Below are 14,457 nucleotides of genomic sequence, written 5' to 3'. Positions count from 1 at the left end.
TTGAAGAATGGCTTGTGCAGTCCGTTTGCCATCCATAAAAAAAGCCACCGCAGAGGCAGTGGCTTTTTTATTTAGAAAACCGTCATCGGTTGTCGTTAAACTTGGTGCCCAGGAGAGGACTCGAACCTCCACGATGTTACTCGCTAGTACCTGAAACTAGTGCGTCTACCAATTCCGCCACCTGGGCATTTCAGGAAAGATTTAGATTGTATATCAAAAAAAACACCCCCGGCGCAGCGCCTGCACACCTGTCTGACGAAATCGAAGGCAGCATTCAGGGGCACCGAGATGGGCATGGGTTTGTCATCCGCGACGACGGGGATGGCGATATCTTCATCCCTCCCAACGAGATGCGGGCTGTGTTGCACAAGGACCGTGTGCGTGTGCGCATCGTTCGCCAGGACCGCCGCGGTCGCCCTGAGGGGCGGGTCGTTGAGATCATTGAGCGTCCTTTTCAGCCCATCATTGGCCGTTTGTTGCAGGAAAGCGGCGTATGGCTGGTGGCCCCTGAAGACAAGCGCTATGGGCAGGATGTCCTGATCCCCAAGGGGGCCACTGGCGCTGCCAATCCGGGGCAAGTGGTGGTGGTGGAACTGACCGAGCCGCCTGCTTTGTTCGGGCAACCTGTAGGCCGCATTGTGGAAGTGCTGGGCGAGGTCGATGACCCAGGGATGGAGATTGAGATTGCGGTGCGCAAGTACGGTGTTCCGCATGAGTTTTCTGCGGACTGTCTGGCGCAGGCCAAGGCGCTGCCAGACAAGGTTCGGGCGTTGGACAAGAAGCGCCGGGTGGATTTGACCGATGTGCCTTTGGTCACCATTGACGGAGAAGACGCGCGCGACTTTGACGATGCCGTGTATTGCGAGCCCGCCAAGGTGGGGCGCAGTAAAGGCTGGCGCCTGCTGGTGGCGATTGCCGATGTGAGCCACTACGTCGAAACCGGCAGTGACATCGACATTGACGCCTACGACCGAGCCACCAGCGTTTACTTTCCGCGCCGCGTGATTCCCATGCTGCCTGAAAAGCTCAGCAATGGCCTGTGCTCTTTGAACCCCGAGGTCGAGCGGCTGTGCATGGTATGCGACATGCTGGTGACCGCCAAGGGCGAGGTCCATGCCTACCAGTTCTACCCGGCAGTGATGTTCAGCCACGCCCGCTTCACCTACACCGAAGTGGCCGCGATTTTGGCCAACACCCGTGGTCCTGAGGCCAGCAAGCGCAAGGACCGGGTGAAGGATTTGCTGAACCTTCACGATGTGTACCGCGCCCTGCTGGTGGCGCGCCGTGAACGCGGGGCTGTGGACTTTGAGACCACTGAAACGCAAATCGTGTGCGATGAAAACGGACGCATCGAAAAAATCGTCCCCCGCACCCGCAACGATGCCCACAAGCTGATTGAAGAAGCCATGCTGGCTGCCAACGTTTGCAGTGCCGACTTCATCGCACAGGGTGGGCAGCCCGGATTGTTCCGGGTGCACGAGGGCCCAACCCCTGAAAAGCAAGAAATTCTGCGGGGCTACCTCAAGGCCATGGCGGTGGGGATGTCGATCAGCGACAACCCCAAGCCTTCGGAGTTTCAGGCGATTGCCGAGGCGACCAAAGACCGCCCGGATGCGCAGCAGATCCACACCATGCTGCTGCGCTCCATGCAGCAGGCGATCTACACGCCCATCAACAGTGGGCACTTTGGTTTGGCGTTTGAGGCTTACACGCATTTCACCAGCCCGATTCGCCGCTACCCCGACTTGCTGGTGCACCGCGTCATCAAAGCCATTTTGAGCAAGACGCAGTACAAGTTGCCCGCCTTGCCCACCCCTGGTGAGGCCCATGCCAAGCTGGCCAAGCGGCTGGCGGCGCGCGTGGCGCCCCCGGGCACCAAGCCAAGAAAAGAAGCCAAGCCTGCCAGCCGTGAAACCCAGGCCTGGGAGGCGGCGGGCCTGCACTGCAGTGCCAATGAGCGCCGCGCCGATGAGGCCAGCCGTGATGTGGAGGCTTGGCTCAAGTGCAAGTACATGCGCGAGCATCTGGGCGAGGAGTACAGCGGCGTGGTCAGCGCGGCCACCAGCTTCGGCATCTTTGTGACGTTGGACGCCATGTATGTCGAAGGGCTGGTGCACATCACCGAGCTGGGGGGCGAGTACTTCAAGTTCGATGAAGCGCGCCAGGAGTTGCGCGGTGAGCGCACGGGCATCCGTTACGCCATTGGCACGCGGGTGCGGGTGCAGGTCAGCCGTGTGGACCTGGACGGGCGCAAGATTGACTTCCGTCTGGTGCGTGAGAACGAAGAGCTGATCGGCCGTGCGCTCAGGGACAAGGGGGTTGGCGGTGATTCGGCCACCGCACCGGGCGGTAAAAAAGGGCGCTCTGCGGCAGAGCGCAAAGGCTCTGCCGCAGGGGCGGCGGGCAAGGGCCGCAGGCCTGCGGCAGATGCATCGGCCTTGGACGCGACCCCGTCCGCGCGTGACCGGGGCAACCGTTCCCCCATCCAGTCACTGAAGGCCTCGGTCAAGCAGGCTGTGGCCAGTGGCAAGCCCGCCAAGGGCAAGGGCCGTAAGGCGCGCCGCAGTTGAGCACAGTGCCACCGGGGGGCGTCCCCGGTGGCGTGTTGGACTTGGCGGCTAGGCCAAGCGTTGCGCTAGTGTTCCCGCAGTCAACGGCATTTGCTCTGGCCACTGGTCTGCTGCTTGCCCATGGACAAAGACGGCGGCCATGGCCGCCTGCTCGGGGGGCATGCCTTGTGCCAGATAGGCACCAATCATGCCCGCCAAGACATCGCCGGTGCCCGCCGTTGCCAGGCGGGCATTGCCCGTGGGGTTGATGGTGGGGGTGCCCTGGGGGTTGGCGATGACGGTGCCTGAGCCTTTGAGAACCACCACACACTGAAATTGACGGGCGAGTTGCTGCGCTGCAGTCAGCCGGTGGGCTTGCACCTGGGCGGTGTGGGTGTGCAGCAGGCGTGCGGCTTCCAGCGGGTGGGGGGTCAGCACGGTGGTGTGCTGGCGTGCGGCGCGCGCCTTGAGCACCTGTTGCAGGCTGCCCTCTGCGCCGAGGGCGTTGAGGGCATCGGCGTCCAAGACCAAGGTGCCTGCCCGTTGCAGCACGGCTGGCAGCACGCCACGCACCGCTTGCCCGCCGCCACAGCCGCACACTATGGTGAGGGCCTCCAGCTCCAAGGCTTCAAAACGGCGCAGCATCAGCTCAGGCTGTGTGCTGATCTCGGTGGTCTCCGCAGGGTCCAGCAGGCTGACTAGCACCCTGCCAGCGCCTGCATGCAATGCTGCTGATGCGGCGAGCAGCGCGGCCCCTGTCATGCCCATGCCGCGCTGGGCCAGCCCTTCGCCGCCCACGATGGCGACATCACCATAGCTGCCTTTGTGGCTGGCATGGTGGCGCTGCGCTCTGGCGGGTGGGCCTGCCAGCCAGGCGGTGGGGGGCTCCTGGTTTTCCTGTGCGCGGCTGTGCGGTGTGTGCGGATGGGGTGGTGCGCTCAAGTCGTCCAGCCACACCTGTCCTGCTGCGTCTCGCCCGTGGGCGGTGAACAGCCCCGGCTTCAGGGTTAGCAGACTGAGGGTGTAGCGTGCCCCTGCGCCACCCGTGAGGCCTGCGCTGGCAGCGGCTTCTAGCCCGTGGGCATATTGCCCGGTGTCGGCATCCAGCCCCGATGGCACGTCGACTGCCAGCACCGGGGCCGTGCAGGTGTGCAGTTGTGCCAGCCATTGGGCGAGCACGCTGCCTGCGGTGTTGGGGGCTGGTGTTGGTGGGGTGGAGGCGCGCACGCCAATGCCCAGCAGGGCATCGATGCACAGGTCTTGTGGCGTCAGGTGCTCGGGTGGGGTGTCGCTCCAGGTGATGTGGGCGGTGTTTCGGGCTTTCTCCCAGGACTTCCGCGCGTCGTCTGGCAGCGCCTCGGGCGAGCCCAGCCAAGTGATGATGACCTGGCGGTCGCTGCGTGCCAGATGGGTGGCGGCCTCCAGCCCATCGCCGCCATTGTTGCCCGGGCCGCAAGCAATCCACACGGTGCGTGCGTGCGGGGCAATCGCCTGCGCCAGCCGGGCCACGGCCCGTCCGGCGCGTTGCATCAGGGTGTGGGGTGGGAGTGCGGCCGCCATGGCCTGTTCTTGTCGGCGGGTGGCGGCGGTGTCGAATAACGGGTGGGCTTGGTCGGGCGTGATGCGTTGCATGGCAGGGTCCCGCAGCGCAAAGGGCTGCTTATCCCTTGATTTTGCGCTGCTGGGGGTCTGTTGACGATCTCGCGAGGGTGAGAGGCCCCCATGCCTTGAGCAAGCTTAAAAGCGCTGCGCCTCCAGCCCCTGCAGGTTGACTTCCGGGGTGCGTTGGCCGATCAGATCGGCCAACACGCGGGCGCTGCCGCAGGCCAGGGCCCAGCCACCGGCGCCGTGCCCGGTGTTAAGCCAGATGCCGGGCAGGCCGCTGTTGCCCAGGGCGGGCGCTCCGTCGGGCAGGGTGGGGCGTGCGCCCCGCCAGATTTGCAGGCTGCCAGACAATTGCGCGCCGCCGGGAAACCAGTCATTGACGGCGCGGTACAGCTTTTGCAGGGTGGCGTGGTGGTGCGGCGCCTGCGGCGATCCGACTTCGGCGCCGCCAGCAATGCGAATGCGCTGGCCCTGCCGTGTGATGGTGATTTGCTGTTGCGCGTCGATGGCGCTGGTCAGCGGCGCATGGGTGGCCTCGCGCAGGGGGGCGCTGACGGAGTAGCCAAACACCGAGGCCATGGGCAGCTTCAGCCCGCGTGGGCGCAGCAGGGCGGGGGAGGCGGCGCCTGCGCAAAGCACCACGGCGTCAAACCGGCGCACGTCGGGCTCGCCTTGCAGCCACAGGCCGGTGGGCTCGCTGGACAGCGCGGTCACTGGGGTGTTGAACGCAAATTGCACCCCGGCACTTTGCATGCCTTGGCGCAGCATCTGGGCAAACAGTCGGCAGTTGCCGGACGCGGCGGAGGGCAGCAGCACCACGCTGTCCAGTGGTGCTTCGGGCGACAGGCCGGGCTCCAGTTGGCGCGCATTGTCTGGGCTGATGTCTTGGACCGGGGTGCCGGATTCGCGCAGCCAGTCCAGCAGTGGCTGGAGCTGCGCGCGGTCTTTGGCGGAGCGGAAAAGAACCAAGCGGGCGGTATTGCTTTCAAAATCCAGCTCGTGGCGCGCGGCAAGGTCCAGGGTGCGTTGGCGGCTGTAGCGGGCCAGGCCCTCCAGTGCTGCCAGTGGTGTTTGGCTGCGCCGCCAGCGCCACAGCCAGGCCAGCTCCTTCAGTCCGGCGCCTTGCGCCATGCGGATGCCCGCTGGTGTGCCGCCCAGCAGCCCGGCTTTGCCAGCCAGTGCACAGGGGGTGGTCAGGTAGGGGGCCAGCAGCCCGGCGTTGGCAAAGCTGGCTTCCTCGGCGGCGGCGCTGCGCTGTTCCAGCACGGTCACTTCATGGCCGTCGTGGGCCAATTCGTATGCGGTGGTCACGCCGATGATCCCGGCGCCCACAATGGCGATCTTCATGGTTTTGAATTAAATGGTGCTCTAGCGCTTTTTCTATAAGCGCTAGCAGCTATTATTTTTGTAGCAATTCTTCGATGCGCAGGCCAATGTTGAGCACGGCGTCATCGTGCTCCCCCGCGTGCCAGACCATCAGTCCGGTGGGCAATTCGCCGCGCACGTGGCAGGGCAATGAGAGTGCGCAGCCGTCCAGCATATTGACCACGCTGGTGTTGCGCAGCACCAAGGCGTTGGCCTTGAAGAAGGCCTCGTCACGCGCTTCGCCTGGTGCTACATCGGCCATGAGTGGGGCGGGGATGGGGGTGCAAGGGGAGAGCAGGGCATCAAAAGAGGCCATGCGGGCTTGCATGCGGTTGATCCAGTCTTGTCTGGCTTGCTGCAGGTCGATGTAATCGGCGGCGCCCATGGTGCCGCCCCGCTCGATGCGGCTGCGGACCCGAGGGTCGTACCGATGGGCCGACTGGGCTAGCAGGGGGCGGTGCCATGCGTAGCTCTCGGCGGCGGCCAGGCTGCCCTGTGCTTGCATGGGGCCCAGTTCGGCTGTTTCACGCAGATTGATGGTCTCGATGTGTGCGCCCGCTTGCAGCAGTGCGTCCAGGGAGCGCTGGAACGCGGTGCGAACCTCTGGGGCGAGGTCTTCCAAGAAGGTGGTGGCGGGTACCGCAAGGCGCCACTGTGACAGGGGGGCAGCGCTGCGCACTACGTGCCGTGCGGCCAGAACCTCGTGCACTAGGATGGCATCGCGCACGCTGCGCGTCATGGCGCAGGCGGTGTCGAGGGTGGTCGACAGGGGAATGGCGCCCCCGGTGGGCACCAGCCTTGCCGTGCTTTTGAAACCGACCAGTCCATTGAAGGCCGCAGGGATGCGGATGGACCCCCCTGTGTCTGAGCCCAGCGCGGCAAAGCAGGCGCCACTGGCCACCGATACAGCGGCACCCGAGGACGAGCCGCCTGGCACGCGCGCACCACCGGGGATGGCGCCAAAGCGGGCGTCGAAGGCGGCGGGTGTGGTGAAGTGCGGGTTGGTGCCCACTCCGGAAAAAGCGAACTCCACCATGTGGGTGCGGCCCACAATGCTGCCGCCCGCGGCGCGCAGCCGGGCCACGGCGGGCGCATCGCTTGCGGCTGCCGGGGCGTCTTGCAAAGCCAGCGAACCTGCTGCGGTGACTTGCCCTGCCATGTCAAAAAGGTCTTTGACGGAGATGGCCAGGCCCGCCAGGGGTTGGTGTGCTGTTTCGGTGTGTTGCAACCGATCACGTTCTTGCTCAAAGGACGAGGAAAGAAAACAGTGGGCCGCAGCAGGGGCTTGTGCCAAGCGCTCCGATGCCTCCATGGCCTGGGCTGCGGTCAGGGCGCCCTCTTGTATCAGGGCGCGGGTCGCGATCAGGTCGGCTTGCATGGGTGTGCTAGAATCTTTGGGTTTTGCTGTACGCGGTGGCGCGTGGTCTTTTGGCCTGAGCCCGCAGTTGCGGCAAAACCAATCGCAAACCAGCCCCGTCAAGGTGTTGCGGCTTCAAGCAGAAGTCGCAAGTTATGGGGCTGGATTTTAGACCCAACCTTTGGAGTATTTTTATGTCCGTTACTATGCGCGAGATGCTGGAAGCCGGTGTCCACTTTGGTCACCAAACCCGCTTCTGGAACCCCAAGATGGCCCCGTACATCTTCGGTCACCGCAACAAGATCCACATCATCAACCTGGAAAAGTCGCTGCCACTGTTCCAGGAAGCCCAAAAATTCGCCAAGCAACTGGCTGCGAACCGCGGTACCATCCTGATGGTGGGTACCAAGCGCCAAGCTCGCGAAATCCTGTCCACTGAAGCGCAGCGCGCTGGCGTGCCATTCGTGGACCAACGCTGGTTGGGCGGCATGCTGACGAACTTCAAGACCGTGAAGACTTCGATCAAGCGCCTGAAGGACATGAAGGCCCAGATGGAAACCGGTCTGGACAGCCTGAGCAAGAAAGAACAACTGACTTTCAGCCGCGAAATCGCCAAGCTGGAAAAAGACATCGGCGGCATCCAGGACATGGCTGCCTTGCCTGATGCCATCTTCATCATCGACGTGGGCTTCCACAAGATCGCCGTGGCTGAAGCCAAGAAGCTGGGCATCCCACTGATCGGTGTGGTTGACACCAACCACTCGCCTGAAGGCATCGACTACGTGATCCCTGGTAACGACGACTCGGCCAAGGCTGTGACGCTGTACGCCCGTGGCATCGCTGACGCGATCATCGAAGGCCGTGCCAACGCCGTGAACGAAGTCGTGAAGGCTGTGGCTTCGGAAAGCACTGACGAATTCGTGGAAGTGCAAGAGTCGGCTGCCTGAGCGCCCGGCTGCGCGACCGTGGTCGCGAATGAAAGCGGGGCTCCTGGTTAGCCCCCTTTTTTTTAGCCCGAGTTTTGAATCGTTTGAACTGAATACTGAAGGAACACAGATGGCTGCAATTACCGCAAGCATGGTTGCTGAACTGCGCGGCAAGACCGACGCTCCCATGATGGAATGCAAGAAGGCACTGACAGAAGCCGACGGCGATATGGCGAAGGCGGAAGAGCTGCTGCGCGTCAAGCTGGGCACCAAGGCTGGCAAGGCTGCTGCCCGCGTGACGGCTGAAGGCGTCGTGGCCAGCTACATCAACGGCGATGTGGGTGCCCTGATCGAAGTGAACAGCGAAACCGACTTCGTTTCCAAGAACGACAGCTTCATCGCCCTGGCCAACGCTGCTGCCAAGCTGGTGGCTGACCACAACCCCGCTGATATCGCTGCACTGAGTGCTCTGGCCTACGAGCAAGAGACTTTTGGCCCCACGCTGGAAGACGTGCGCAAGGGTCTGATCGGCAAGATCGGCGAGAACATGTCGTTCCGCCGCTTCAAGCGTTTCTCGGGTGGCAACCTGGCTTCCTACCTGCACGGCACGCGCATTGGCGTGGTCATCGAATTTGACGGTGATGCTGCTGCTGCCAAGGATGTGGCAATGCACGTGGCTGCAATGAAGCCCGTGGCGCTGACCAGCGCTGATGTGCCTGCCGAACTGATCGAAAAAGAGCGCTCGGTGGCCGCAGCCAAGGCGGCTGAAGACAAGGCCAAGGCCGAAGCTGAAGGCAAGCCAGTGCAGTCCGACGAAATCGTGTCCAAGCGCATCGAAGGCGGCGTGCAGAAGTTCCTCAAGGAAGTCTCGCTGTTCAACCAAGTCTTCGTGAAGGCTGCGGATGGCAAGCAAACCGTTGAGCAAATGCTCAAGGCCAACAACACCACCGTGAAGGGTTTCACCCTGTACGTGGTGGGTGAAGGCATTGAGAAGAAGGTGGACGACTTTGCTGCTGAAGTGGCTGCCCAAGTGGCTGCTGCCAAGGCTGCTGCCTGATCTACTGACTCCCGCTTAACCCTCAAACACCATCATCCATTGGAGAAATTGCCCATGACCACCGCCGCGCCAGCCCACAAGCGTATTTTGCTCAAGCTGTCCGGTGAGGCGCTGATGGGCGATGACTCCTTTGGCATCAACCGCGCCACCATCGTCCGGATGGTGGAGGAAATTGCAGAGGTGACCCGCCTGGGTGTCCAGGTCGCGGTGGTGATTGGGGGGGGAATATCTTCCGTGGTGTGGCGGGCGGCTCGGTTGGTATGGACCGGGCCACTGCCGACTACATGGGCATGCTGGCCACGGTCATGAATGCCCTGGCCTTGGCAGATGCCATGGACAAGCAAGGCCTGACGGCGCGGGTGATGTCGGCCATTGCCATTGAGCAGGTGGTTGAGCCCTATGTGCGCCCCAAGGCGCTGCAGTACCTCGAAGAGGGCAAGGTCGTGGTGTTTGCCGCAGGCACGGGCAACCCGTTTTTCACCACAGACACCGCCGCTGCCCTGCGCGGCGCCGAGATTGGTGCTGAGGTGGTGTTGAAGGCCACCAAGGTCGACGGCGTATATACTGCCGACCCTCACAAGGACCCCACCGCAACGCGCTACACGAAGCTCAGCTTTGACGAGGCTATGTCCCGCAATCTGGGCATCATGGATGCCACGGCGTTTGCCTTGTGCCGTGATCAAAAGCTGCCCGTGCGCGTGTTCTCCATCATCAAGCATGGCGCTCTCAAGCGCGTGGTGATGGGTGAAGACGAAGGTACCTTGGTCTACGCCTGACCATCCGAGTGCCCCGCAGCAGCTTCGCCCTGAGGAAACAACATGACGATTGCCGATATCAAAAAAACCGCTGAAACCAAGATGGACCAGTCCATCGCAGCGTTCAAGAACAACCTCCAGAAGATCCGCACGGGCCGTGCCAATCCTGCGTTGCTCGATAGCATCCAGGTGGAGTACTACGGCTCCATGGTGCCCCTGAGCCAGGTGGCCAACGTGACCCTGCTGGATTCGCGCACCATCAGCGTGCAGCCCTGGGAAAAGGGCATGGGCGCCAAAATCGAAAAAGCCATCCGCGAGAGCGATTTGGGCCTGAATCCAGCGTCGATGGGGGATTTGATTCGCGTGCCTATGCCGCCCATGAGCGAAGAGCGTCGCAAGGAAATGACCAAGCTGGCCCGCAATGAGGGCGAGAGCGCCAAAATCGCCGTGCGCAACCTGCGTCGCGATGCCAATGAATCCGTGAAGAAACTGGTCAAGGACAAGCTCGCTTCGGAAGACGACCAAAAGCGTGCAGAAACCGACGTGCAGAAATTCACCGACAAGCACATTGCTGAGATCGATGCGCTGGTCTCTGCCAAAGAACAAGAAATCATGGCGGTCTAAGCTCCCGTCAATGGAGCTGACTGATCGTTTGCATGTCTGATTCGCCGGTGGTGCCCCACCACATCGCCATCGTGATGGATGGCAACGGCCGCTGGGCCAAGCGCCGCTTCATGCCGCGTTTGGCCGGGCATAAGCAGGGTGTGGATTCGCTGCGCCGCTGTGTTCAAGCCTGTGTGCAGCGGGGTGTTGCGGTGCTCACCGTCTTCGCCTTTTCATCCGAAAATTGGAATCGCCCTGCGGATGAGGTCTCTGGCCTCATGGAGTTGCTGGCCATGGCCTTGGGGCGCGAGGTGCCGCAGCTCAAAAAAGATGGGGTACGGCTTTATTTTGTAGGCAGCCGTGAAGGCCTGTCGCCCAGGGTGCGCGACGGCTTGGCCCAGGCCGAAGCAGCCACGGCCGACAATACGCGCCTGATCCTCAATGTGTGTTTCAACTATGGCGGCCGTTGGGACATCGCACAGGCGGCGGCCTCACTGGCAGCCCGTGGCGAGGCCATCACCGAAGCGAGTTTGCACGCTGCCATGGGAATGTCCCATGTGCCAGATCCAGACTTGATCATTCGCACTGGAGGGGAGATGCGTATCAGCAATTTCCTCCTCTGGCAGGCAGCCTATTCCGAGTTGTACTTCAGTGATCGCTTGTGGCCTGACTTTGATGAGTCGGCCTTGGACGAGGCATTGAACGCCTTCCAGGCGCGTGAACGCCGCTTTGGCAAAACGTCTGAACAAATAGTGTCCGTGCATCCTGATCCGATGCCGGGCTGAAAAGGCACCATGCTTCTACAGCGCGTTATCACTGCCCTGGTCTTGCTGGCCATTTTGCTGCCAGCCCTGTTTTACCCCTCCATCGCGCCCTTTGCCTTGGTGGTATTGGTGTTCATGGCCGCCGCCGCGTGGGAGTGGGGTCGTTTGAATGGGTGCAGCCATGCTGTGTCCATCGGCCTTGCCGTGGTGTGCTCCGCTTTGTGTGCGGCCGCATGGTGGGCAGGCTGGGTGGTGCAGCCCTTGTCCACGCTTTGGATGGTGGGCGGTGGGCTGTGGGTGGTCTGCGCCGCGTGGTTGTTACGCGCCGGGGTACCGGGCTGGCCTCAGGTGCCTGCGCCTGTGCGCATCGTGCTGGGCGTGCTGGCGCTGTGGCTGGCGTGGCTGGCCGTGGTGCAGGCGCGTAGTTTGGGTATCAATTTTCTTTTGTCCGTGCTCACGCTGGTGTGGGCGGCTGATATTTTTGCCTACTTTGCGGGGCGGGCATTTGGCCTGCGTTTTACGCGGGGCAAGCTTGCGCCCTCCATCAGCCCAGGCAAAAGCTGGGAGGGTGTGTGGGGGGGCTGGCAGGTGTCTTGTGTCTGGCCATCGTCTGGGTCGTAGCGGATCGCTATTGGCAAGCAGATGTCGCCAGCTTCTACACGCGGCTTTATGGTGCGGGGTGGTGGTTTTTGGCGATTGCCGTGGTGTTCATGGTGGCCATGAGCGTGGCGGGTGACTTGGTGGAATCGCTGATCAAACGCAGCGCTGGTGTGAAAGACAGCAGTGGCCTGCTGCCAGGCCACGGTGGGGTGCTGGACCGGGTGGATGCCCTGCTGCCTACCTTGCCGCTGGCGTTGATGCTCACCCGACTTATTTCTGTATGAAGCAAAGAATCACGGTATTGGGCTCCACGGGCTCCATTGGCAAAAGCACGCTGGATGTGGTGTCTCGCCACCCTGAGCGGTATGAGGTGTTTGCTCTGAGTGCGGCGACCCAGGTCGATCTGATGCTGGAGCAGTGCGCTCGCTTTCGCCCCCAGTTTGCGGTGATGGCCAGTGGGCCGCACGCCCAGCTGTTGTCAGAAAAAATCAAGCAAAATGGGCTTCCAACGTCCGTGTTACAAGCGCAAGATGCTCTTGAAATCATAGCGTCGCATGAGTCGGTAGATGCGGTGATGGCGGCCATTGTTGGGGCAGCTGGGCTGGCGCCCTGTTTGGCTGCCGCCCGTGCGGGCAAGCGATTGCTGCTGGCCAACAAAGAGGCCCTGGTAGTGGGCGGCGGCTTGTTCATGCAGGCGGTGCGCGATGGGGGCGCGACGCTGCTGCCCATCGACAGTGAGCACTCCGCCATTTTCCAGTGCCTGCCAGAAGACCCAGCCTGCTGGGCCGAGCGCGTTGACCATATTTTGTTGACGGCTTCGGGTGGCCCGTTTCGTACGCGTGCGCCTGACACGCTGGCGCAGATCACACCGCAGCAAGCCTGTGCGCACCCCAACTTCTCCATGGGGCGCAAAATTTCGGTGGACTCCGCCACGATGATGAACAAGGCGCTGGAGGTGATCGAAGCCCGTTGGCTGTTTGGCTTGGCACCCGAGCAGATCAAGGTGGTGATCCATCCTCAGCAAATCATCCACTCCATGGTTCAGTTCAACGACGCTTCCATCCTTGCCCAACTGGGTACGCCGGACATGCGCGTGCCGATTGCCTGCGGCCTGGCCTGGCCTGAACGCATTGAGAGCGGGGCCGGCCGATTGGATTTCGCTGCGTTGACGGCGTTGACCTTCGAGCAAGCCGATGCCCACCGGTTTCCGGGCCTGCATCTGTCCTGGCAAGCATTGAATGCGCCAGAGGGCACCACGGCGGTGCTCAATGCCGCCAATGAAGTGGCGGTGGAGGCCTTTTTGGCTGAGCGTTTGCGTTTTGACCATATTCACGCGGTCAACCTTGCAACTTTAGAGGCCGTGCCGCCCTCCAAGCCGGATTCGCTGGAGTCGCTGCTGGGGCTGGATGTACAGGCCCGCGATGCAGCCCGGCGCATTGCCGCCTCCATGGCGCTTTGATCGGCCGTTTCTTCTGGAGCTTCGTATGCTGACCGTGGTTGCTTTTTTCGTCGCGCTGGGTCTGCTCATTGCTGTGCATGAATACGGGCATTACCGTGTCGCAGTGGCTTGCGGAGTCAAGGTGCTGCGGTTCTCCGTGGGTTTTGGCAAACCCCTGCTGATGTGGCGTGCCAAGGGCTCAGGCACTGAGTTTGTTTTGGGTCTGTTTCCTCTGGGAGGCTATGTTCGCATGCTGGACGAGCGCGAAGCCCCGGTAGAGCCCCATGAGCGCCACCTGGCTTTCAATACCCAGCCCTTGCGGTCGCGTGCCGCAATCGTGGCGGCAGGTCCCTTGGCCAATTTGTTGTTGGCGGTTTTGCTGTATTCGCTGGTCAATTGGGGGGGCGTGCAAGAGCCCAAGGCCGTTTTGTCCAGCCCCGTCGCGGGCTCTATCGCCCAAAGTGCAGGCTTTGCGGGCGGCGAGTTGGTGCGTCGCGCTGCGGCGGGCGATGAAGAGCTGGCCCCTATGCGTTCTTTTGAAGAGCTGCGCTGGGTTTTGACCCAGGGCGCCCTGGATGGCCAGCGTGTGCGCCTGGAGCTGGAGCCTGCACCCGGCGCATCACTGCGCGAGGTGACTTTGGACCTGTCCACCCTGAACGTGCGTGATGCCGATGCCCAACTGTTTCGGAAGATTGGGGTGTTTGCACCCTGGACGCGCCCAGCCATTGGCGAGGTGATGGCTGGCGGTGCTGCCGAGCGTGCGGGCCTTCGCCAGGGGGATCTGGTGCGCAAGATTGGGCAGACTGCAGTGGTGGATGGCATGCAGTTGCGTGAATTGATTCGCACGTCGGTGCGCGGCGATCAAGATGTCATGCAGTCGTGGCAGGTTGAGCGCGGGGGGCAATTGGTGGCGCTGGAGGTGATGCCTGATGTGGTCCAGGAGCCCACGGGTGCGGTGGGGCGCATCAATGCCTACGTCGGTGGCAACCCTGAAATGGTGGAAGTGCAGTACGGCCCCCTGGAAGGCTTGCTTAAAGGCGCTGACCGTACCTGGGAGGTGTCTGCCCTGACTTTGCGCATGATGGGGCGCATGCTGGTGGGCGAAGCATCGCTCAAGAACCTGAGCGGCCCATTGACGATTGCTGACTACGCAGGCCGCTCGGCTGAAATGGGGTTGATGCAGTACTTGGCCTACCTGGCTCTCATCAGCGTGAGCCTGGGGGTGTTGAACCTGTTACCTCTGCCAGTGCTCGATGGCGGGCACCTGATGTATTATCTTTGGGAGGGAGTCACAGGCAAAAGTGTCTCCGACACCTGGACGGAATACCTTCAGCGTGGCGGCGTTGCAGTCCTTGCCGTGATGATGTCTATCGCTCTCTTTAACGATATCTCCCGATACCTCGCCAAACTTCTGGCCGTATTTGCCTAGCCATATCGG

General features: G+C 62.3%; 10 protein-coding genes, 1 tRNA gene and 2 pseudogenes. 9 read left to right on the top strand and 4 right to left on the bottom strand.

The genetic code is table 11. From position 1 onward, the window contains the following. Positions 1–102 precede the first annotated feature (102 nt). Positions 103–187 (bottom strand) — tRNA-Leu (locus tag CLU88_RS08465). Between the two features lie 19 nt (positions 188–206). Between CLU88_RS08465 and rnr the strand changes: the two genes are divergently transcribed. Then, positions 207–2,570, top strand: a complete 2,364-nt coding sequence (gene rnr, locus CLU88_RS08460) for a ribonuclease R (protein ID WP_099656211.1) — start codon at positions 207–209, stop codon at positions 2,568–2,570. Positions 2,571–2,618: 48 nt separating this feature from the next. Here the strand turns inward: rnr and CLU88_RS08455 are convergent, their stop codons facing one another. The 3 genes from CLU88_RS08455 to CLU88_RS08445 all read right to left on the bottom strand — a co-directional run bounded on the left by CLU88_RS08455 (position 2,619) and on the right by CLU88_RS08445 (position 6,897). Next, positions 2,619–4,181: an NAD(P)H-hydrate dehydratase gene (locus tag CLU88_RS08455; protein ID WP_099656210.1), complete on the bottom strand. Its 1,563-nt coding sequence runs from the start codon at positions 4,179–4,181 to the stop codon at positions 2,619–2,621. A 105-nt stretch (positions 4,182–4,286) separates the two neighbouring features. Continuing rightward, on the bottom strand, positions 4,287–5,501 hold the full coding sequence (locus CLU88_RS08450) for an FAD-dependent oxidoreductase (RefSeq protein ID WP_099656209.1): 1,215 nt from the start codon (positions 5,499–5,501) through the stop codon (positions 4,287–4,289). A gap of 52 nt (positions 5,502–5,553) precedes the next feature. Beyond that, positions 5,554–6,897 (bottom strand): amidase, encoded by a 1,344-nt coding sequence (locus tag CLU88_RS08445; RefSeq protein ID WP_099656208.1) that lies wholly within the window; start codon positions 6,895–6,897, stop codon positions 5,554–5,556. A gap of 173 nt (positions 6,898–7,070) precedes the next feature. On the opposite strand from CLU88_RS08445, the gene rpsB reads away from it, so the two are divergent. From rpsB to rseP, 8 genes and pseudogenes are all read left to right on the top strand, one after another. Beyond that, complete coding sequence (rpsB, locus tag CLU88_RS08440; RefSeq protein WP_099656207.1) at positions 7,071–7,823, top strand: 30S ribosomal protein S2; 753 nt, start codon at positions 7,071–7,073, stop codon at positions 7,821–7,823. A gap of 109 nt (positions 7,824–7,932) precedes the next feature. Then, entirely contained in the window at positions 7,933–8,859 is a 927-nt protein-coding gene (gene tsf, locus CLU88_RS08435) for a translation elongation factor Ts (protein WP_099656206.1), read from the top strand. 54 nt (positions 8,860–8,913) lie between these two features. After that, positions 8,914–9,635: pseudogene (gene pyrH, locus CLU88_RS08430) on the top strand (UMP kinase). A gap of 42 nt (positions 9,636–9,677) precedes the next feature. Then, on the top strand, positions 9,678–10,238 hold the full coding sequence (frr, locus tag CLU88_RS08425; protein ID WP_099656205.1) for a ribosome recycling factor: 561 nt from the start codon (positions 9,678–9,680) through the stop codon (positions 10,236–10,238). Between the two features lie 32 nt (positions 10,239–10,270). Continuing rightward, positions 10,271–11,002 carry a polyprenyl diphosphate synthase gene (gene uppS / locus CLU88_RS08420; RefSeq protein ID WP_099656204.1) on the top strand — a complete coding sequence of 244 codons (732 nt, stop codon included), beginning with the start codon at positions 10,271–10,273 and terminating at the stop codon, positions 11,000–11,002. A gap of 9 nt (positions 11,003–11,011) precedes the next feature. Next, a pseudogene (locus tag CLU88_RS08415) lies at positions 11,012–11,790 on the top strand (phosphatidate cytidylyltransferase); the annotation flags it as partial. Between the two features lie 71 nt (positions 11,791–11,861). Then, the gene (gene ispC / locus CLU88_RS08410; protein WP_099656203.1) at positions 11,862–13,040 is read left to right on the top strand and encodes a 1-deoxy-D-xylulose-5-phosphate reductoisomerase; all 1,179 of its coding nucleotides are present in this window, start codon (positions 11,862–11,864) and stop codon (positions 13,038–13,040) included. Positions 13,041–13,065: 25 nt separating this feature from the next. Continuing rightward, entirely contained in the window at positions 13,066–14,448 is a 1,383-nt protein-coding gene (gene rseP / locus CLU88_RS08405; RefSeq protein WP_099656202.1) for an RIP metalloprotease RseP, read from the top strand. Positions 14,449–14,457: the final 9 nt, after the last annotated feature.

Origin of the sequence: Acidovorax sp. 56 (genome assembly GCF_002749705.1) — a bacterium.
Classification (GTDB): Bacteria; Pseudomonadota; Gammaproteobacteria; order Burkholderiales; family Burkholderiaceae_C; genus Acidovorax.
Note: the sequence above shows the minus strand (reverse complement) of the source record. Positions and strands in the feature narration are given on the sequence as shown.